Source organism: Enterobacter sp. BIDMC 30 (assembly GCF_000534355.1).
Lineage (GTDB): Bacteria > Pseudomonadota > Gammaproteobacteria > Enterobacterales > Enterobacteriaceae > Enterobacter > Enterobacter ludwigii.
In genome coordinates this window covers 379442-399868 of the sequence record NZ_KI973169.1, presented here as the reverse complement: position 1 = coordinate 399868, position 20427 = coordinate 379442, and the positions used below count along the sequence as shown (strand labels likewise).

At 53.7% G+C, this 20427-nt stretch carries 15 protein-coding genes, 4 tRNA genes, 3 rRNA genes and 1 riboswitch; of the genes, 4 read left to right on the top strand and 18 right to left on the bottom strand.

Features of this window, described 5'->3' with window-relative positions; translation table 11 throughout:
* Position 1 precedes the first annotated feature (1 nt).
* Both ilvX and ilvL read right to left on the bottom strand, forming a co-directional pair.
* Positions 2-52 (bottom strand): peptide IlvX, encoded by a 51-nt coding sequence (ilvX, locus tag L466_RS23545; protein ID WP_102046757.1) that lies wholly within the window; start codon positions 50-52, stop codon positions 2-4.
* 86 nt (positions 53-138) lie between these two features.
* The gene (gene ilvL / locus L466_RS22855; protein ID WP_001311244.1) at positions 139-237 is read right to left on the bottom strand and encodes an ilv operon leader peptide; all 99 of its coding nucleotides are present in this window, start codon (positions 235-237) and stop codon (positions 139-141) included.
* A 339-nt stretch (positions 238-576) separates the two neighbouring features.
* On the opposite strand from ilvL, the gene L466_RS20335 reads away from it, so the two are divergent.
* Positions 577-2097, top strand: coding sequence for a YifB family Mg chelatase-like AAA ATPase (locus L466_RS20335; RefSeq protein WP_032680082.1), 1521 nt, complete (start codon positions 577-579; stop codon positions 2095-2097).
* A 27-nt stretch (positions 2098-2124) separates the two neighbouring features.
* Here L466_RS20335 and L466_RS20340 read toward each other — a convergent pair whose 3' ends face one another.
* A complete protein-coding gene (locus L466_RS20340; protein WP_014172168.1) occupies positions 2125-2463 on the bottom strand; it encodes a MaoP family protein in 339 nt (112 codons plus the stop codon).
* 118 nt (positions 2464-2581) lie between these two features.
* On the opposite strand from L466_RS20340, the gene hdfR reads away from it, so the two are divergent.
* Positions 2582-3403, top strand: a complete 822-nt coding sequence (gene hdfR / locus L466_RS20345; protein ID WP_014172169.1) for an HTH-type transcriptional regulator HdfR — start codon at positions 2582-2584, stop codon at positions 3401-3403.
* A gap of 99 nt (positions 3404-3502) precedes the next feature.
* On the opposite strand, the gene L466_RS20350 is transcribed toward hdfR, so the two are convergent.
* The 9 genes from L466_RS20350 to btuB all read right to left on the bottom strand — a co-directional run bounded on the left by L466_RS20350 (position 3503) and on the right by btuB (position 11855).
* Positions 3503-3578 (bottom strand) — tRNA-Trp (locus L466_RS20350).
* Between the two features lie 53 nt (positions 3579-3631).
* Positions 3632-3708, bottom strand: a tRNA-Asp gene (locus L466_RS20355).
* A 55-nt stretch (positions 3709-3763) separates the two neighbouring features.
* Positions 3764-3879: ribosomal RNA gene (rrf, locus tag L466_RS20360) — 5S ribosomal RNA — on the bottom strand.
* Between the two features lie 62 nt (positions 3880-3941).
* Positions 3942-6847, bottom strand: a 23S ribosomal RNA gene (locus tag L466_RS20365).
* A gap of 180 nt (positions 6848-7027) precedes the next feature.
* Positions 7028-7103: transfer RNA gene (locus L466_RS20370), tRNA-Ala, on the bottom strand.
* A gap of 38 nt (positions 7104-7141) precedes the next feature.
* A tRNA-Ile gene (locus L466_RS20375) sits at positions 7142-7218 on the bottom strand.
* A 70-nt stretch (positions 7219-7288) separates the two neighbouring features.
* Positions 7289-8828, bottom strand: a 16S ribosomal RNA gene (locus tag L466_RS20380).
* The 16S, 23S and 5S rRNA genes sit together here with 4 tRNA genes alongside, the layout of an rRNA operon.
* Positions 8829-9211: 383 nt before the next feature.
* Positions 9212-10063: a glutamate racemase gene (gene murI, locus L466_RS20385; protein WP_020883936.1), complete on the bottom strand. Its 852-nt coding sequence runs from the start codon at positions 10061-10063 to the stop codon at positions 9212-9214.
* A complete protein-coding gene (btuB, locus tag L466_RS20390; protein WP_020883937.1) occupies positions 10008-11855 on the bottom strand; it encodes a TonB-dependent vitamin B12 receptor BtuB in 1848 nt (615 codons plus the stop codon). Before btuB ends, murI begins: the two co-directional genes overlap by 56 nt.
* Before the next feature lie 65 nt (positions 11856-11920).
* A riboswitch (cobalamin riboswitch) is annotated at positions 11921-12097 on the bottom strand.
* Between the two features lie 104 nt (positions 12098-12201).
* On the opposite strand from btuB, the gene trmA reads away from it, so the two are divergent.
* The gene (gene trmA / locus L466_RS20395) at positions 12202-13302 is read left to right on the top strand and encodes a tRNA (uridine(54)-C5)-methyltransferase TrmA (protein WP_032680081.1); all 1101 of its coding nucleotides are present in this window, start codon (positions 12202-12204) and stop codon (positions 13300-13302) included.
* 41 nt (positions 13303-13343) lie between these two features.
* On the opposite strand, the gene L466_RS20400 is transcribed toward trmA, so the two are convergent.
* Both L466_RS20400 and fabR read right to left on the bottom strand, forming a co-directional pair.
* Positions 13344-13703: a YijD family membrane protein gene (locus L466_RS20400; RefSeq protein ID WP_014172173.1), complete on the bottom strand. Its 360-nt coding sequence runs from the start codon at positions 13701-13703 to the stop codon at positions 13344-13346.
* 9 nt (positions 13704-13712) lie between these two features.
* A complete protein-coding gene (gene fabR, locus L466_RS20405; protein WP_008501784.1) occupies positions 13713-14351 on the bottom strand; it encodes an HTH-type transcriptional repressor FabR in 639 nt (212 codons plus the stop codon).
* 196 nt (positions 14352-14547) lie between these two features.
* Between fabR and sthA the strand changes: the two genes are divergently transcribed.
* Positions 14548-15948, top strand: a complete 1401-nt coding sequence (sthA, locus tag L466_RS20410) for a Si-specific NAD(P)(+) transhydrogenase (RefSeq protein WP_014172175.1) — start codon at positions 14548-14550, stop codon at positions 15946-15948.
* On the opposite strand, the gene oxyR is transcribed toward sthA, so the two are convergent.
* The 4 genes from oxyR to argC all read right to left on the bottom strand — a co-directional run bounded on the left by oxyR (position 15931) and on the right by argC (position 20415).
* The gene (oxyR, locus tag L466_RS20415) at positions 15931-16848 is read right to left on the bottom strand and encodes a DNA-binding transcriptional regulator OxyR (protein WP_014172176.1); all 918 of its coding nucleotides are present in this window, start codon (positions 16846-16848) and stop codon (positions 15931-15933) included. The two genes, sthA and oxyR, sit on opposite strands and share 18 nt — an antisense overlap.
* A gap of 327 nt (positions 16849-17175) precedes the next feature.
* Positions 17176-18549, bottom strand: a complete 1374-nt coding sequence (argH, locus tag L466_RS20420) for an argininosuccinate lyase (RefSeq protein WP_014172177.1) — start codon at positions 18547-18549, stop codon at positions 17176-17178.
* A 78-nt stretch (positions 18550-18627) separates the two neighbouring features.
* Positions 18628-19404 (bottom strand): acetylglutamate kinase, encoded by a 777-nt coding sequence (argB, locus tag L466_RS20425; protein ID WP_086462987.1) that lies wholly within the window; start codon positions 19402-19404, stop codon positions 18628-18630.
* Positions 19405-19410: 6 nt separating this feature from the next.
* Positions 19411-20415, bottom strand: coding sequence for an N-acetyl-gamma-glutamyl-phosphate reductase (gene argC / locus L466_RS20430; RefSeq protein ID WP_032680080.1), 1005 nt, complete (start codon positions 20413-20415; stop codon positions 19411-19413).
* Positions 20416-20427 lie beyond the last annotated feature (12 nt).

Here is a 20427-nt window from a genome sequence, read left to right as displayed (position 1 = left end):
GTTAGTTCCCCGTCATAAATCGGGAGAAACAGAATTTTGTGCTATTAGTCATTCTCTGCTCCTCATGTAAGTTTTTTAGTCATAAAAAAACCCCCGGACCTTTCGGTGCGGGGGTCTTAGTTCGTTAAGGCTTGATTTCTAAGCCTTTCCTCGTCCAAGTGCAGCCCCGCACGGTGGGATAATAATCACCACCACGCTAATCACGACCAGGCTAATCACTCGTAGAAGGGCTGTCATTTTCAGTTCTTTTTGCATCTTGTTCGAAGGAATACCTAAAGAGGTATCACAGTTTTTAAATCAAACACAAGATTTATTTATGGCTGGTTTCGTTAGCCTGCGAATCATATTTTCTGAACGTATTGTTTTATATAAAGAAATTTGATAGTGAATATTTTTCATTTTTTCAGCACGGACAGAGCGGTATGTCGCCAGTACATTTTTTTGCGAGCAGGGTTCCGCAGAAAAGAAAAGGTTACATCTTGACGTTAAAACCTCGGAAGAGGATGCGTAAATCCGCTAAATGTGGCTAAACATGCATATCGGTCACGGGCATAGTCATCTCCTGAGGAGGTGCTTATGTCACTGTCAGTTGTTTATACCCGTGCGGCCATTGGAGTAAAAGCACCGCTTATTTCGGTAGAAGTTCATCTCAGCAACGGGCTGCCCGGGCTGACGCTGGTTGGATTGCCGGAGACCACGGTAAAGGAAGCCAGAGATCGGGTGCGCAGTGCGATTATTAATAGCGGTTATACCTTTCCGGCAAAGAAAATCACCATCAACCTTGCGCCTGCAGACTTGCCTAAAGAGGGAGGGCGATATGATTTACCTATCGCTATAGCGCTCCTCGCCGCCTCTGAGCAGCTTAACAGCAGCAGACTAGGCGCATATGAGTTCATCGGTGAACTGGCGCTCACAGGCGCGCTGAGGGGCGTTCCTGGTGCCATCTCGGGTGCGCTGGAGGCCATTCGCGCAGGTCGACAAATCATTGTTGCCAATGAAAATGGTGCAGAAGTGAGCCTGATAGCCGAGAGAGGATGTCTGCTAGCCGGGCATTTACAGGAAGTGTGCGCGTATCTTGAGGGGCAACATGTGCTGTCAGAGCCGGAAGAATCAGGCGATCCCCTGGCAGAAAGCCCGGACGATCTGAGCGATATTTACGGCCAGGAGCAGGGGAAGCGGGCGCTGGAAATCACCGCTGCCGGCGGACATAACCTGTTGTTGATTGGCCCACCGGGTACAGGAAAAACGATGCTGGCGAGCAGGTTGAATGGTTTACTGCCTCCACTTAATAACCATGAAGCGCTGGAAAGCGCGGCGATATTTAGTCTGGTGAGTTCAGTGTCATTGCAAAAACAGTGGCGACGTCGCCCGTTTCGCTCTCCGCACCACAGTGCCTCACTGGCGGCCATGGTCGGCGGTGGCACCATACCAGGGCCGGGAGAGATCTCTCTGGCGCACAACGGCATCCTGTTTCTGGATGAACTGCCTGAATTTGAACGCCGTGTTCTGGATGCGCTGAGGGAGCCCATCGAATCGGGTGAGATCCACATCTCCCGTGCACGCGCTAAAATAAGCTATCCCGCGCGGTTCCAGCTGGTAGCGGCAATGAACCCCAGCCCATCGGGCCATTATCAGGGAAACCACAATCGCTCCACGCCTGAACAGACGCTGCGCTACCTGGGGAAGTTATCTGGTCCTTTCCTGGATCGTTTCGATTTGTCGCTGGAAATCCCCTTGCCTCCTCCCGGCCTGCTCAGCCAGAGCAGCGCCAGAGGAGAGAGTACGGTGGAGGTTCGCGAGCGGGTTATCTCCGCGCAGGCCCGGCAGTATATGCGTCAACATAAGCTGAATGCCCGTCTGGATAACGCTGAGATTCGGCAGTTTTGTCCTCTTAAGACTGAAGATTCATGCTGGCTGGAGGATACGTTGACGCGCTTTGGGCTTTCCATTCGCGCATGGCAGCGTCTTATAAAAGTCGCCCGCACCATCGCCGATGTGGAAAAGTGCCCTGACATTGAGAGGCGGCATCTGCAGGAAGCGTTAAGCTATCGTGCGATCGATCGCTTGCTCCTGCACCTGCAAAAGTTACTGGCATAAAAAAAGGGGCCACAGCCCCTTTTCTTGTTAGTCGTCAGACTCAGTGTAGTCTTCAGCACCTTCCATCTGCGGCTTACCGCCAGACAGCGTATGGAAACGCTTTGGACGCTTAATGCGTGCCATATACTTGATCCATACACGTTCTGCTTCAGACTGTGGCTCACGCTCGCCACGGCAGACTGCGACAAACTGTTTTTCGTCTTCAGTTGCAGGCTCACGTTTACCCAGATCCAGCTCGTTAAAGGCATAACCATGACGCTCAAGCATCTGCGCCTCTTTGATGGTGAAATCGCCGTGACGAGAGAACCCGCGTGGATAATTTTTATTGTCGAAAAAACGATTAGTCGTCGTAAAGCTTTCCGCCATCCTACACGCTCCTAATTCTTTGGCCGAGCTATTTATGGCGCGGAGTATTAGTTACGCTTGACAGAGTGTAAAACAAAACATTTAAATCATAACGACAAATTATTTTGCGGAGAAAGATGTGGATACGGAATTGCTAAAAACTTTCCTGGAAGTGAGCAGAACGCGCCACTTTGGGCGAGCAGCGGAAGCCCTTTACCTGACGCAGTCAGCGGTCAGTTTTCGTATTCGACAGCTGGAAAATCAACTGGGTGTGAACCTTTTTACCCGCCACCGCAACAACATACGCCTCACGCCAGCCGGTGAAAAACTGCTGCCGTATGCAGAAACACTGATGAATACCTGGCAGGCGGCACGAAAAGAGGTTGCGCACACCTCGAGGCATAACGAGTTCTCCATTGGGGCCAGCGCATCGTTGTGGGAATGTATGCTCAGTCAGTGGCTTACCCGGCTCTACCCTTCCCACAACCATTTGCAATTTGAAGCGCGGATTGCGCAACGTCAGTCGCTCGTTAAGCAACTGCACGAGCGCCAGCTGGATCTTCTGATCACGACCGAAGCCCCCAAAATGGACGAATTTAGCAGCCAGATTGTTGGCCAGTTTGGCCTTGCGCTTTATGCCTCCGAGCCTTCAATGATGAAAGCCGACCTGACCTATCTGCGTCTGGAGTGGGGGCCAGATTTCCAGCAACACGAGGCGGGATTGATTGCTCCGGATGATGTGCCACAGTTAACAACCAGCTCTGCGGAGATCGCCTGTCAGCAGCTCTCCTTACTGAAGGGGTGCACCTGGTTACCTGTTCGCTGGGCAGACACGAAACCCGGGTTGCATACCGTTGTGGACTCCACCACGCTTTCCAGACCGCTGTATGCCATCTGGCTCCAGAACAGCGATAAGCAATCGCAGATAAAAGATCTTCTAAAAATTAATATTATGGATTGATGCATGCGCCAGCAGAAATGCTGGCTGCAACGTCTGAAGAGGGGACTCGGCGTCTTTCAGGCAAAAAAAAAATCCTTTGCCGAAGCAAAGGATTATATATGGCAGGGGCGGAGAGACTCGAACTCGCGACACCCGGTTTTGGAGACCGGTGCTCTACCAACTGAGCTACGCCCCTAAAGTCTTTTGCCATTAAGCCTGCCGGGTAGGCAGGCTTAATGTCTTAATAAGTGGCGGAACGGACGGGACTCGAACCCGCGACCCCCTGCGTGACAGGCAGGTATTCTAACCGACTGAACTACCGCTCCACCGAAGACTGCTGTAACCACCGGATTTATGCACCGGCTTACTACGTAATTTGATGCCTGGCAGTTCCCTACTCTCACATGGGGAGACCCCACACTACCATCGGCGCTACGGCGTTTCACTTCTGAGTTCGGCATGGGGTCAGGTGGGACCACCGCGCTAAAGCCGCCAGGCAAATTCTGTAATCTGTATCAGCTGAAAATCTCTCTCATCGCCAAAACATCTTCGGCGTTGTAAGGTTAAGCCTCACGGTTCATTAGTATCGGTTAGCTCAACGCATCGCTGCGCTTACACACCCGACCTATCAACGTCGTAGTCTTCAACGTTCCTTCAGGAGACTTAAAGTCTCAGGGAGAACTCATCTCGGGGCAAGTTTCGTGCTTAGATGCTTTCAGCACTTATCTCTTCCGCATTTAGCTACCGGGCAGTGCCATTGGCATGACAACCCGAACACCAGTGATGCGTCCACTCCGGTCCTCTCGTACTAGGAGCAGCCCCCCTCAATTCTCCAGCGCCCACGGCAGATAGGGACCGAACTGTCTCACGACGTTCTAAACCCAGCTCGCGTACCACTTTAAATGGCGAACAGCCATACCCTTGGGACCTACTTCAGCCCCAGGATGTGATGAGCCGACATCGAGGTGCCAAACACCGCCGTCGATATGAACTCTTGGGCGGTATCAGCCTGTTATCCCCGGAGTACCTTTTATCCGTTGAGCGATGGCCCTTCCATTCAGAACCACCGGATCACTATGACCTGCTTTCGCACCTGCTCGAGCCGTCACTCTCGCAGTCAAGCTAGCTTATGCCATTGCACTAACCTCCTGATGTCCGACCAGGATTAGCTAACCTTCGTGCTCCTCCGTTACTCTTTGGGAGGAGACCGCCCCAGTCAAACTACCCACCAGACACTGTCCGCAACCCGGATCACGGGTCTACGTTAGAACACCAGCCATTAAAGGGTGGTATTTCAAGGTTGGCTCCACGCAGACTGGCGTCCACGCTTCAAAGCCTCCCACCTATCCTACACATCAAGGACCAGTGTTCAGTGTCAAGCTATAGTAAAGGTTCACGGGGTCTTTCCGTCTTGCCGCGGGTACACTGCATCTTCACAGCGAGTTCAATTTCACTGAGTCTCGGGTGGAGACAGCCTGGCCATCATTACGCCATTCGTGCAGGTCGGAACTTACCCGACAAGGAATTTCGCTACCTTAGGACCGTTATAGTTACGGCCGCCGTTTACCGGGGCTTCGATCAAGAGCTTCGCGTTACCGCTAACCCCATCAATTAACCTTCCGGCACCGGGCAGGCGTCACACCGTATACGTCCACTTTCGTGTTTGCACAGTGCTGTGTTTTTAATAAACAGTTGCAGCCAGCTGGTATCTTCGACTGATTTCAGCTCCACCCGCAGGGGCTTCACCTACATATCAGCGTGCCTTCTCCCGAAGTTACGGCACCATTTTGCCTAGTTCCTTCACCCGAGTTCTCTCAAGCGCCTTGGTATTCTCTACCTGACCACCTGTGTCGGTTTGGGGTACGATTTGATGTTACCTGATGCTTAGAGGCTTTTCCTGGAAGCAGGGCATTTGTTACTTCAGCACCGTAGTGCCTCGTCATCACACCTCAGCGTTAATAAACGACCGGATTTACCTAATCGTTCCGCCTACATGCTTAAACCGGGACAACCGTCGCCCGGCTAACATAGCCTTCTCCGTCCCCCCTTCGCAGTAACACCAAGTACAGGAATATTAACCTGTTTCCCATCGACTACGCCTTTCGGCCTCGCCTTAGGGGTCGACTCACCCTGCCCCGATTAACGTTGGACAGGAACCCTTGGTCTTCCGGCGAGCGGGCTTTTCACCCGCTTTATCGTTACTTATGTCAGCATTCGCACTTCTGATACCTCCAGCACCCCTCACAGGACACCTTCAACGGCTTACAGAACGCTCCCCTACCCAACAACACATAGTGTCGCTGCCGCAGCTTCGGTGCATGGTTTAGCCCCGTTACATCTTCCGCGCAGGCCGACTCGACCAGTGAGCTATTACGCTTTCTTTAAATGATGGCTGCTTCTAAGCCAACATCCTGGCTGTCTGTGCCTTCCCACATCGTTTCCCACTTAACCATGACTTTGGGACCTTAGCTGGCGGTCTGGGTTGTTTCCCTCTTCACGACGGACGTTAGCACCCGCCGTGTGTCTCCCGTGATAACATTCTTCGGTATTCGTAGTTTGCATCGGGTTGGTAAGCCGGGATGGCCCCCTAGCCGAAACAGTGCTCTACCCCCGAAGATGAGTTCACGAGGCGCTACCTAAATAGCTTTCGGGGAGAACCAGCTATCTCCCGGTTTGATTGGCCTTTCACCCCCAGCCACAAGTCATCCGCTAATTTTTCAACATTAGTCGGTTCGGTCCTCCAGTTAGTGTTACCCAACCTTCAACCTGCCCATGGCTAGATCACCGGGTTTCGGGTCTATACCCTGCAACTTAACGCCCAGTTAAGACTCGGTTTCCCTTCGGCTCCCCTATACGGTTAACCTTGCTACAGAATATAAGTCGCTGACCCATTATACAAAAGGTACGCAGTCACCCCATAAAAGAGGCTCCCACTGCTTGTACGTACACGGTTTCAGGTTCTTTTTCACTCCCCTCGCCGGGGTTCTTTTCGCCTTTCCCTCACGGTACTGGTTCACTATCGGTCAGTCAGGAGTATTTAGCCTTGGAGGATGGTCCCCCCATATTCAGACAGGATACCACGTGTCCCGCCCTACTCTTCGAGTTCACAGCCTGTGCATTTTCGTGTACGGGACTGTCACCCTGTACCGTGCGACTTTCCAGACGCTTCCACTAACACACAAGCTGATTCAGACTCTGGGCTGCTCCCCGTTCGCTCGCCGCTACTGGGGGAATCTCGGTTGATTTCTTTTCCTCGGGGTACTTAGATGTTTCAGTTCCCCCGGTTCGCCTCGTTAACCTATGTATTCAGTTAACGATAGTGTGACGGATCACACTGGGTTTCCCCATTCGGACATCGCCGGGTCAAAGGTTCATATCACCTCGCCGGCGCTTTTCGCAGATTAGCACGTCCTTCATCGCCTCTGACTGCCAGGGCATCCACCGTGTACGCTTAGTCGCTTAACCTCACAACCCGAAGATGTTTCTTTCGATTCATCACCGGCTTGCGAAAATTTGAGAGACTCGAACACACATTAGCTGTGTGTCGTTTCAATTTTCAGCTTGATCCAGATTTTTAAAGAGCAAAACTTCGCAGTGCACCTTTTCAGGTTCACTCTGAAGTTTTCTTGTTTTCGCAGTAAAAGATGGTGGAGCTATGCGGGATCGAACCGCAGACCTCCTGCGTGCAAAGCAGGCGCTCTCCCAGCTGAGCTATAGCCCCATCGTATGACCAACCTCTTCAAATCTGCATGACAGATTTGGTAGGCCTGAGTGGACTTGAACCACCGACCTCACCCTTATCAGGGGTGCGCTCTAACCACCTGAGCTACAAGCCTGTAGAGGTTTTTTACTGCTGTTTTTCATCAGACAATCTGTGTGGACACTACAAAGGCAGGTTCTTTAAGGTAAGGAGGTGATCCAACCGCAGGTTCCCCTACGGTTACCTTGTTACGACTTCACCCCAGTCATGAATCACAAAGTGGTAAGCGCCCTCCCGAAGGTTAAGCTACCTACTTCTTTTGCAACCCACTCCCATGGTGTGACGGGCGGTGTGTACAAGGCCCGGGAACGTATTCACCGTAGCATTCTGATCTACGATTACTAGCGATTCCGACTTCATGGAGTCGAGTTGCAGACTCCAATCCGGACTACGACGCACTTTATGAGGTCCGCTTGCTCTCGCGAGTTCGCTTCTCTTTGTATGCGCCATTGTAGCACGTGTGTAGCCCTACTCGTAAGGGCCATGATGACTTGACGTCATCCCCACCTTCCTCCAGTTTATCACTGGCAGTCTCCTTTGAGTTCCCGGCCGGACCGCTGGCAACAAAGGATAAGGGTTGCGCTCGTTGCGGGACTTAACCCAACATTTCACAACACGAGCTGACGACAGCCATGCAGCACCTGTCTCAGAGTTCCCGAAGGCACCAAAGCATCTCTGCTAAGTTCTCTGGATGTCAAGAGTAGGTAAGGTTCTTCGCGTTGCATCGAATTAAACCACATGCTCCACCGCTTGTGCGGGCCCCCGTCAATTCATTTGAGTTTTAACCTTGCGGCCGTACTCCCCAGGCGGTCGACTTAACGCGTTAGCTCCGGAAGCCACGCCTCAAGGGCACAACCTCCAAGTCGACATCGTTTACGGCGTGGACTACCAGGGTATCTAATCCTGTTTGCTCCCCACGCTTTCGCACCTGAGCGTCAGTCTTTGTCCAGGGGGCCGCCTTCGCCACCGGTATTCCTCCAGATCTCTACGCATTTCACCGCTACACCTGGAATTCTACCCCCCTCTACAAGACTCTAGCCTGCCAGTTTCGAATGCAGTTCCCAGGTTGAGCCCGGGGATTTCACATCCGACTTGACAGACCGCCTGCGTGCGCTTTACGCCCAGTAATTCCGATTAACGCTTGCACCCTCCGTATTACCGCGGCTGCTGGCACGGAGTTAGCCGGTGCTTCTTCTGCGGGTAACGTCAATTGCTGCGGTTATTAACCACAACACCTTCCTCCCCGCTGAAAGTACTTTACAACCCGAAGGCCTTCTTCATACACGCGGCATGGCTGCATCAGGCTTGCGCCCATTGTGCAATATTCCCCACTGCTGCCTCCCGTAGGAGTCTGGACCGTGTCTCAGTTCCAGTGTGGCTGGTCATCCTCTCAGACCAGCTAGGGATCGTCGCCTAGGTGAGCCGTTACCCCACCTACTAGCTAATCCCATCTGGGCACATCTGATGGCAAGAGGCCCGAAGGTCCCCCTCTTTGGTCTTGCGACGTTATGCGGTATTAGCTACCGTTTCCAGTAGTTATCCCCCTCCATCAGGCAGTTTCCCAGACATTACTCACCCGTCCGCCACTCGTCACCCGAGAGCAAGCTCTCTGTGCTACCGTTCGACTTGCATGTGTTAGGCCTGCCGCCAGCGTTCAATCTGAGCCATGATCAAACTCTTCAATTTAAGTTTGATGCTCGTGAATTAAACTTCGTAATGAATTACGTATGTTCACTCAGAGACTTGGTATTCATTTTTCGTCCGAGGACGTTAAGAATCCATGTCACTTTGAGTGCCCACACAGATTGTCTGATAAATTGTTAAAGAGCAGTTGCGACGCGGCTTACAGCTCACCGTCGCGAGGTCACGTATATTACGTTTTCCTCATTCAGAGTCAAGCATTTATTTTTGCTTTTCTCTGTTGGTGTTCATCTCTGAACCCCGCTAACCCGGCGGCTTGTAAGCCGTTGTTCCGTGTCAGTGGAGGCGCATTATAGGGAGTTCTCAGACGTTGACAACCCCTCTTTTAAAAAAAACGTTCAACCGTCTCTTTTTTGCTCAAAATCGTGCTACAGCGCCAGTTTTTCGAGCGTTTCAAAGCCATAACGGCGTAAAACGGGCAAAAGTTGCTCGGTCTCGTTAGTGATGGCCATACAAAAAGCGATGTTTGCATCGGCAGATTTAGCATCCGGAGCTTCATGTTCCAGCAACCAGGCCGTACGTCGGGCTATAGCCGCCCCCGAATCCACCAGCCGTGTGCCCTCAGGCAGAACTTCTAATAACTCTTCCTGTAATAGAGGGAAATGGGTGCACCCCAGCACAACGGTGTCCGGTGGCTCCGGCATCCGCAGCCACGGGCGGAGAATACGGCGCAACTCTTCGAGCGGCACTGCCTTTCCGTGTAGCTTCGCTTCGGCGATCTCGACCAGTTCCGCCGAACCGAGCATCGCAATCTGGCATTCGTTGGCAAAGCGGTCGATTAACTCGCGCGTATAAGGTCGCTTCACCGTGCCTCGCGTTGCCAGTAAACCAACAATGCCATTTGCCGTCAGACGCGCGGCAGGCTTTATTGCAGGAACAACGCCCACAACCGGGAACTGGAATTTTTCGCGCAATGCAGGAAGCGATACTGTACTGGCCGTGTTACAGGCGATGACCGCCAGCGAGAGGGGATAACGCTTTTGTACCGCGGTGACGATTTCAACCACACGCTCAACAATAAAGTCTTCACTCTTTTCCCCATACGGGAACGCGACGTTATCAAAGGCGTAAATGTAATGGAGATCCGGCAGAAGATGTCGAATCTCATCATAGACCGAAAGCCCACCGACGCCGGAATCAAATACCAGCACGGTGGGACGCGGATTAGAAGGTGTAGCTGCCAGACAAGGTGTATTCCCGTCCTGCAGTTTGGTAGCCATAAACTGTCTCGTAATCTTTATCGAACAGGTTGGCTATTTTACCACGAACTGTAAGGTGAGAGGTGACAGGATATGAAACTGCGACATCCCACAGGCTTACGCCGCCCATTTTCACCTTTTCAGACGGGTAGGTACCAAAGTCAGTGTCGTAACGTGTTCCCAGGTAGTGGTAAGTCAGGCTCCAGTCGAATTCATAGACCTGCGTATCAAGCTGATACTTCACCTGCTGCTTAGCCCGGCGATCCAATAGCTGGTTTGTTGCCGCATTGCGTGCATCCACATAATCGTAACCGACCGTATGAGTCAGTGGACCTGTATCAAAGGACGCTGTGGCTTCAACCCCTTTAATACGCGCCTTGCCTACGTTGTAGTATTCCTGAAGGTTGTTATTAAAGTCGATCAGGTTATCAACGTCATTGCGATAGGCCGATACGCGCCAGTTCACGCCAGCCGTCAGACCTTCGAACGCGCCTTCCCACTGTTTACTCTCCTCAGGATCAAGATGGTCGTTGCCATAGAAACCATACAACTGCCCGAGGTTGGGTGCTTTATAGGCAGTGCCATACGAGGCAATGAATCGATAACCTTCAATGAACTCCCAGCCCGCACTGCTCTGCCAGGTGCCATGGCGACCAAACTGAGAGTTATCGTCGCTACGCGCTGCCCCTTCCAGGGTAAAGTCGCCAAACTGCTGCAGCGCAGTCAGGTAGACGCCGGTGTTACGCAGGTCATAGCCGTTTGTGACATAGCTTGTTCCTGGTTCGGTGCTCTGCTTCTGCCAGTCGACACCTGCGCCAATATTGCCATGGCCCACCTCAACGGAGTTGGTCCACTGCACGTTGTACTGTTTGATCTCATCCAGCGTGGCATTGGAATCATAACGTCCCAGATGCGGGTCGTAGTTATAATCTTTGCTGTGGCTATAGCTGGTGAGAAGTTGTGAATGGACGATGTCATTATTAAAGCGCAGTCCAGCGTCCCAGGTCTGGCTATAGAGCTGACGGGTATCAACCAAAACATCAGGCGTAAATGAACTGTAATAGCCGTCATAGGCGGTACGGTTGCTGTAGCCATAGCCGCGAACGAACCCGCTCCACTGATCAGAGAAAGCATGCTCCAGCGCACCGTAGAGGGTTTTATTCATAAAGCCGTCACGATCGGTCTGAGCCAGACCACCGTTGTTGCCATCCGCAACCACGTCAAAGCCTTTGGTATAGGTATAATCACCCGCCAGCGTCACGCGTGTGCTGTCACCCAGGGTTTGCTGGGTGCTGCCGCCGTAATTTTGGTAGCCATGCGAGCCTACGCCCGCATTCAACGTCGTGCCGTCCTTTGCGCGGGTAGTAATAATGTTCACTACGCCACCAATCGCATCAGAACCATAGACTGCAGAGCGTGGCCCGCGAATATATTCAATGCGCTGCACCAGGGCGATCGGGAATTGGCTGAGATCGGACGACCCCGTTACCCCAGCCTGGTTAAGACGGATCCCGTCGACAAGAATAAGAACATGACTGGAATTAGTTCCCCGAATAAAAAGAGAGGAAAGTTGCCCCATTCCGCCGTTTTGGGCGGTATCCACGCCAGGCAAGCGACGCATAACGTCAATGACGGTGTTTGCCTGCCAGCGATCAATATCCTCGCGCGTCACCACAGACGTTGGTGCAAGAACGGTATTAACAGGTTGCTCAAAACGGTTTGCTGTCACCACCAACGAGTCGGCGCTATCCTGCGCCCAGCCCGAAAATGCCGTGACGGACAACGCCGTCAACAGCGATACTTTTTTAATCATTGTTAAAGCATCCACAATATAAGAAGGATGCCGCAGGCTTCATCTATAGCACGCGATGACGAAACCAAATGCGACGTGATCCCGGCAGGTCTTCGGGCTAGGTGGCGTTTTGCGGATGAAGACTTCCCATTTTCACAGTGTCTACAATTCTCATCCCGCCAGTCTTTACCGCTGCGCGTCAGCTCCAGATTTTCACTGGATTCCCTTTTCACTCTCAGGAGACCGGAAACAGAATGCTACAATTAGACACGTATAGATGTCCAGATAGCTATTGGCCATTAAATCTGGACATCCACTGCACAATCCCTACAATCCCCGCGTAATTCTTTATCACTCAGGACGCATCATGACCCCCGAACACCTCCCAACAGAACAGTACGACGCACAGCTGGCAGAGAAAGTTGTCCGCCTGCAAAGTATGATGACGCCTTTCAACGCGCCCGTTCCTGAGGTGTTCCGCTCGCCCGTTAGCCACTACCGCATGCGTGCGGAATTCCGCATCTGGCACGACGGTGACGACCTGTACCACATCATTTTCGATCAGCAGACGAAGTCCCGCATTCGGGTTAACAGCTTCCCGGCGGCGAGTGAACTCATCAACCAGCTCATGACGCTGATGATCGACGGCGTACGCAACAACCCTGTGCTGCGCCACAAGCTGTTCCAGATTGATTATCTGACCACACAAAGCAACCAGGCGATTGTCTCTCTGCTGTATCACAAAGCGCTGAATGACGAATGGCGCGAGCAGGCAGAAGTGCTGCGCGATGCCCTGCGCGCGCAGAACATCAACGTTCACCTGATTGGTCGTGCGACAAAAACCAAAATCATGCTGGATCAGGATTTCATCGACGAACGTCTGTCGGTGGCGGGAAAAGAGATGGTGTACCGCCAGGTTGAGAACAGCTTTACCCAGCCAAACGCAGCAATGAACGTACAGATGCTAGAGTGGGCGCTGAAGGCGACCGAAGGGTCAAAGGGCGATCTGCTTGAGCTGTACTGCGGGAACGGCAACTTCTCCCTGGCGCTGGCGCGTAACTTTGAGCGCGTCCTGGCGACGGAGATTGCCAAGCCGTCCGTTGCCGCTGCACAGTACAACATTGCCGCCAATCACATCGACAATGTGCAGATCATCCGTATGTCTGCAGAAGAGTTCACGCAGGCCATGAATGGCGTACGACAGTTTAATCGCCTGGAGGGGATCGATCTGAAGAGCTACCAGTGTGAGACGATTTTTGTCGATCCGCCGCGCAGTGGCCTGGACAGCGAAACCGAGAAGATGGTGCAGGCGTACCCGCGTATTTTGTACATTTCCTGTAACCCGGAAACGCTGTGCAAGAATCTCGAAACATTAAGCCAGACGCACAATGTTGAACGTCTGGCTCTCTTCGATCAGTTCCCGTATACGCACCATATGGAGTGCGGCGTACTTCTTACCGCGAAGTAACGTGATGGCAGGCAGGTCAACCTGCCTGCAACCCCACTCTCTTACTCCGGCAGCCCGTGCTTGCGGCTACGCATGCGCGAGCCAATCCAGAACACCAGTGCCACGGAAAGTACCGCCGGCAGGAAGTTAGAACCGATATCCGGATACTCTGCACGCACCACGGTGCTATACAGCAACACGCCAAGAATAAAGCAGGCCGCGGCCAGCCCAGGCAACCCGACCGGCATGGTGCGGTTCAGGTAACGCTGATGCAGACAGTACACCGTCAGCACCAGCGCAATGAGCGGGAAAATAGAAAATGGAACGATCGAGCTGAACACAGCCGCAAACGTGCCATTAATTGATAAGCCAGCGATCAATGCCAGCAACAGCGTACCCTTATCCTGACCTGACTGTTTCATTACTCACCTTCACTCTTCGGTTTGATGTGCCAGTTTCTCTTGTTCACGGCGATACCAGTAGTACGCGCCTTTGGAGATCATCCTGAGCTGTAATACCAGTCGCTCTTCGAGCTGCTTGCGTTGTTCGATGCTGACATCCAGCGCTTCGGCACCCGCGCTGAAAACAATCGTCACCATCGCCTCAGCCTGTGCTTCAGTGAACGCACGCGGCATATGGTTTTCGAGTTCAAGATAGTCGGCAAGTTCCGCGATAAAATGCTGAATTTCACGCGCCACAGCGGCACGGAACGCGGCTGATGTTCCGGAACGTTCCCGCAACAGCAGGCGAAACGCGTTGGGGTTATTGCCAATAAATTCCATAAAGGTCGACACAGAGGTGCGGATCACGCTCCCCCCTTTAGCGATACGCTGCCGCGCCTGGCGCATAAGCTGACGCAGCATCAGACCGCTCTCGTCGACCATGGTCAGACCCAGTTCATCCACATCACGGAAATGACGATAGAAGGACGTTGGCGCAATGCCGGCCTCGCGCGCAACTTCACGCAGGCTTAAACTGGCAAAACTACGCTCGGCACTCAGTTGACTGAATGCGGCTTCCACCAGCGAACGCCGGGTTTTCTCTTTTTGTTGTGCTCTTACGCCCATCACGATAGTTGAATCCTTCCAAAGGCCTGATGGCACTATACCAGAGAATAAAATTAATCTGTTTGCCTGGCTTTGTGAATGATTGTTTACGTACGGTTTGTGCTCCACTGCCGGAAAAAAGCACAACGATAATTGGGTTACTCGGGCAATGATGTTATGATTCTGTTGCTTTTATGTATAAGAACAGGTAAGCCTTACCATGCCACATTCCTACGATTACGACGCAATTGTGATAGGTTCCGGCCCCGGCGGCGAAGGCGCTGCTATGGGACTGGTGAAACAGGGAGCCAGAGTAGCGGTGATAGAGCGCTACCATAACGTTGGCGGCGGTTGCACCCATTGGGGCACCATCCCTTCCAAAGCCCTCCGCCATGCCGTTAGCCGCATTATTGAATTTAACCAGAACCCTCTTTACAGCGACCACTCCCGACTTCTTCGTTCCTCCTTTGCTGACATCCTGAATCATGCGGATACCGTTATTAACCAGCAGACGCGGATGCGCCAGGGGTTTTATGAGCGTAACCACTGTGAAATTTTGCAGGGCAATGCGCACTTTGTTGATGAACACACCCTGGCACTCGAATGCCACGACGGATCGGTCGAAACCATCACGGCGGAAAAATTTGTCATCGCCTGTGGTTCACGCCCGTACCATCCGGCAGACGTGGACTTCTCCCACCCGCGCATTTACGACAGCGATTCCATCCTGAGCCTGCACCACGAACCCCGTCATGTGATTATCTATGGCGCAGGGGTGATTGGCTGCGAATATGCGTCGATCTTCCGGGGCATGGACGTGAAAGTTGACCTGATCAACACCCGCGACCGCCTGCTGGCCTTCCTCGATCAGGAAATGTCAGACTCGCTCTCTTACCACTTCTGGAACAGCGGCGTGGTGATTCGCCACAACGAAGAGTACGAGAAAATTGAAGGCTGCGACGACGGTGTGATCATGCATCTGAAATCGGGCAAGAAGCTGAAAGCAGACTGCCTGCTGTACGCCAACGGCCGTACCGGTAACACCGATTCTCTGGCTCTGGAAAATATCGGGCTCGAAACCGACAGCCGCGGTCAGCTGAAGGTGAACAGCATGTACCAGACAGCCCTGCCGCATGTGTATGCTGTCGGTGATGTTATCGGTTATCCAAGCCTGGCTTCTGCAGCATACGATCAGGGACGCATCGCGGCGCAGGCGCTGGTGAAAGGCGAAGCGACGGCACATCTGATCGAAGATATTCCGACAGGTATTTATACTATCCCGGAAATCAGCTCCGTCGGGAAAACCGAGCAGCAGCTGACGTCAATGAAGGTGCCTTACGAGGTGGGTCGCGCACAGTTTAAACATCTGGCGAGGGCGCAAATCGTGGGAATGAGCGTGGGTACGCTGAAGATCCTGTTCCATCGCGAGACGAAAGAGATCCTCGGTATTCACTGCTTTGGTGAACGCGCGGCGGAGATTATTCATATCGGCCAGGCGATCATGGAGCAAAAAGGTGGTGGTAACACCATCGAGTACTTCGTTAACACCACCTTCAACTACCCGACCATGGCGGAAGCCTATCGGGTCGCGGCACTGAACGGTTTAAACCGCCTGTTTTAACGCATTGTCAAAATGGCCATCCATCGAACCACGGATGGCCTCTGCCAGCTGCTCATAGCGGCTGCGCAGCGGTGAACCCGGACGATAAACCAGACCAATGGTACGACGTGGCTCTGGTTTAATGCATGGCAGATAAACCACGCCGTCACGTTTACGTTCGCGCGGCACGGCCAGTGCCGGCAGCAATGTGATCCCACTGCCCGCCGCCACCATATTACGCAGCGTTTCAAGGCTCGTTGCGCGGAAATGGGTATCCTCGTCAGCACCCGCTTCGAAGCAGAAGCCCATCGCCTGATCGCGCAGGCAGTGACCATCTTCCAGCATCAGCAGTTTTTCACCGGCCAGATCGGCCATCGGCACGCGATCGCGGTTCGCCCACGGGTGATCTTCATAGATCGCCAGCATCATGGGCTCATCAAACAGCGGCACTTCGATAAAAGCTTCACTCTCTTTGACCAGCGCCAGAATGGCACAATCGAGCTTGCCGCTGTCTAACTGCGCCAGCAGCTGATGGGTTTGCGCTTCATGCAGATACATTTCGAGTTTCGGGAACGTCTGATGCAGCATTGGAATGATGTGCGGCAACAGGTACGGGCCAACGGTTGGGATCAGGCCAATATGCAACGGGCCGGACATCGCCTCCCCCTGCTGGCTTGCCATTTCCTTGAGCACTTTGACCTCGCGCAGCACGGTGCGCGCCTGATCCACCAGCAGCAGACCTGCCTGGGTGAACAGTACCTTACGACTGGTGCGCTCCAGCAGCATCACGCCCAGCTCGTCTTCCAGCTTGCGGATCTGGCCGCTCAGGGTAGGCTGGCTGACGTGGCAGGAATCTGCCGCGCGGCGAAAATGGCGGTGCTCGGCTAGCGCTACCAGGTATTCAAGATCACGAATATTCATTATTCATCCTCCGTCGCCACGATAGTTCATGGCGATAGATAGCATAGCAACGAACGATTATCCCTATCAAGCATTCTGTTGAATAATACACCACATAGACGAGGGGGCACGTGTTTGACCCTTGACGTCCCCGCACCGTCAGCGAGTTTCTCTCAAAACTCGAACAACTAAAGCCAACGTGAACTTTTGCGGACCCCGTGGTCCGCTTTTTTTTTGCGTAAAAAAGCCCGGGGATAAAAGCAAAATGGCAACCGAAGTTGCCATTTTTAGTGTTTACTCCCTCTCCCGGTGGGAGAGGGCCGGGATGAGGGCACCAGCCCGCACTCATCAAACCAGCCGGTTTTTCGCATCCGCAATCGCCTGCGCGACCTGCTTCGGTGACACGCCGCCTTTCGCTGCACGCTTATCCAGACAAGACTGTAACGCCAGAATCGGATACACATCATCACCGATAACCGCACTGAATTTCTGCAGGTCGGTCAGCGGCAACGCTTCCAGTGCCTTACCCTGACGAATGGCTTCAACCACCGCTTCACCGACAATATGGTGCGCTTCACGGAACGGTACGCCTTTCGCCACCAGGTAATCGGCAAGCTCGGTCGAGTTTGCATAGCCCTGCTGCGCCGCTTCCTGACAACGCGGGCGTTTCACCTGAATGCCATCCAGCACCAGCGCGCCCATATGCAGGCAGTCCAGCCAGGTATCGAGCGCGTCGAACAGCCCTTCTTTGTCTTCCTGCATATCTTTGTTATACGCCAGCGGCAGCCCTTTCAGGGTCATCATCATGCCGGTCAGCGCGCCCTGCACACGGCCACACTTACCGCGGATAAGCTCCAGCGCATCCGGGTTTTTCTTCTGTGGCATCAGAGAGGAGCCTGACGTCACGCGGTCAGACAGCTCAACAAACCCGGCTTCACCGGAGTTGAAGAAAATCAGGTCTTCGGCAAAGCGCGACAGATGCACCATGCCGATAGACGCATTGGAAAGCAGCTCCAGCACGTGATCACGGTCAGAGACGCTGTCCAGGCTGTTACGGGTGGCTGAAGCAAAGCCCAGCCAGCCTGCCAGCTGATCACGGTCGATTTCATAGGCCGTCCCTGCCAGCGCACCGCTGCCCAGCGGGCTCACGTCCAGACGCTTCAGGGTATCCTGCAGACGGCTTTCATCACGCGCCAGCATCTCAACGTAGGCCAGACACCAGTGCGCAAAGGTTACCGGCTGCGCACGCTGCAGGTGGGTATAACCCGGCATCACCGCATCCTGGTTGTTCTGCGCGGTTTCCACCAGCGCGCCCTGCAGCTGACGGTTGGCTGCCAGCAGTTCACCAACGGTATCTTTACACCACAATTTCAGATCAGTCGCGACCTGGTCGTTACGGCTACGCCCGGTATGCAGTTTTTTACCCAGTTGGCCGACTTTATCGATGAGTTTCCCTTCCACCCAGCTGTGAATATCTTCCGCATCGCTGGCGAGGATCTGCTGCGGGTCAAGACGCACCTCTTCCAGCAGGTTATTCAGCGCCTCTTCCAGCTGCAGCTGTTCGTCTGCGGTCAGAACGCCCACGGTGACCAGCGCTTTGGACCAGGCCACAGAGCCGACGATATCCTGCTCGGCCAGGCGGTAGTCGAAGCGCAAAGAGTCGTTGAACTGTTTGAACCGTTGATCCGCTGCCTGTGTAAAACGCCCACCCCAAAGTGCCATAACATGCTTCCTTAATATCTTTGAATTTCATTGCCCGGCTGCGCTGCGCTGACCGGGCCTGCAGAATCGGTAAATTGCTTACGCCAGAATACGCGTGCCAATCGGCGTGCCGTTAAACAACGCCGGGAGTTGCTCCGCGTGGCGCCAGGAGGCGATGTCCACCGGACGTCCGAGCGTACGCGCGGCATCCAGCGCCGCATTGACTTTGACGATCATGCCGTCGGTAATAATGCCCTGCTCGATAAGCTGTTCGGCTTTCGCTGCGGTCATTTCCGCAATACGCTGACCTTTGCCGTCGAGAATACCGCTTACGTCAGAGAGCAGAATCAGGTCCGCGCCCAGCGTAGCCGCCAGAGCCGTTGCCGCCTGGTCTGCATTGACGTTCATCAGTTCGCCCTCTTCGGTCACCCCGATAGAGCTCACCACCGGCAGGAATCCTCCTTCCAGCAGCATGTTAATCAGCTTAGGCGAACCAGGCTGTGCCAGTCCAACGTGTCCGAGCTCTTCGTCGAGCTGGGTCACTTTTACGCTGTCACCATCGCCCAGACACAGGCCGACAGAGGCGATATGGTGTTTCTTCGCCCACGCCAGCAGCGTTTTGTTCGCCGTCCCCGCCAGGGCACCGGTAATAATGTCAATCTGGTCAGCAGGCGTGACGCGCAGGCCATTTTTCTTTTTCACCGGCAGGTTGAGCCCTTTCATCAGCTCATCAACCACGCAGCCGCCGCCGTGCACAATCACCAGCGGACGTTGGTGTGATTCGCGATAGTTCACCAGCGCGGTAAAAAGACGCTCCAGCGCTTCTTCGCTGTCCAGCAGTACACCACCGAGTTTGATAATTAATGGGTTCATCATCACACCTTAAATAAGAGCCTGGGTTTCCGGGAAACCGAAACGAATATTTGCACACTGCATTGCCTGTGCGGCAGCGCCTTTAAGTAAGTTATCTTCCGCAGCCACCACAATCAGGTGCTCACCCTGCACGGCAAAGCCGATGTCGCAGAATGGCAGGCCAACCACGTTTTTCAGCGCCGGCACGCCTTTGTCGTACAGACGCACCAGCGGTTTGTCCGCATAGGCCTGCGTAAAGGCTTTGCTCACCTGTTCGTGGGTCACGCCGGGTTTCAGGCGGCAGGTGATGGTTTCGAGGATCCCTCGCGGGAAGCTGCCCAGATGCGGCGTGAAGATGACATCCGCACCCAGATGCGTCGTGATTTCAGGGTGATGGCGGTGATTGAACACGCCATACGGCTGAAGGCTCACTTCGCAGAAGCTGTTAGCGATAGCGGCTTTACGCCCCGCGCCGCTGACACCACTGGTGGCGTTGATCACCGGCCACTGGTTCAGATCCAGCAGGTCTGCGTCGATCAGCGGCTTCAGAGAAAGCTGTGCCGCCGTCGGATAACAGCCCGGCACGGCAACCAGATCCGCTTCCTTCAGTTTATCTGTGCTCCACTCCGCCAGGCCGTATACCGCTTTTTCCAGCAGCTCAGGGTGTTGATGGGTGAAACCGTAATATTTTTCGTAGAACGCGCCGTCATTCACACGGAAGGCGCCGGAGAGGTCGAACACCACACAGCCGGCCGCCAGACATTGCGGAACCAGGTCGTGGCTGACTTCGTGCGCGGTAGCTAAAAACACCACGTCGACGCCGTCGGTGAACGCGCGGATGTCAGACATTGGCTGCAGCGGCAGATCAACAATGCCTTTAAGTTGCGGATGCAAATCGGAAATTAACTTTCCTGCATCATTGCTTTGCGCTGACACGGTCAAAGCGGTTATGGTCATATGAGGATGGCGATTCACGTAGCTTACAAGCTCTGCGCCCGCATAACCGCTAGCGCCTACAATCAGCGTATTCAACATCGGGTTCCTTTA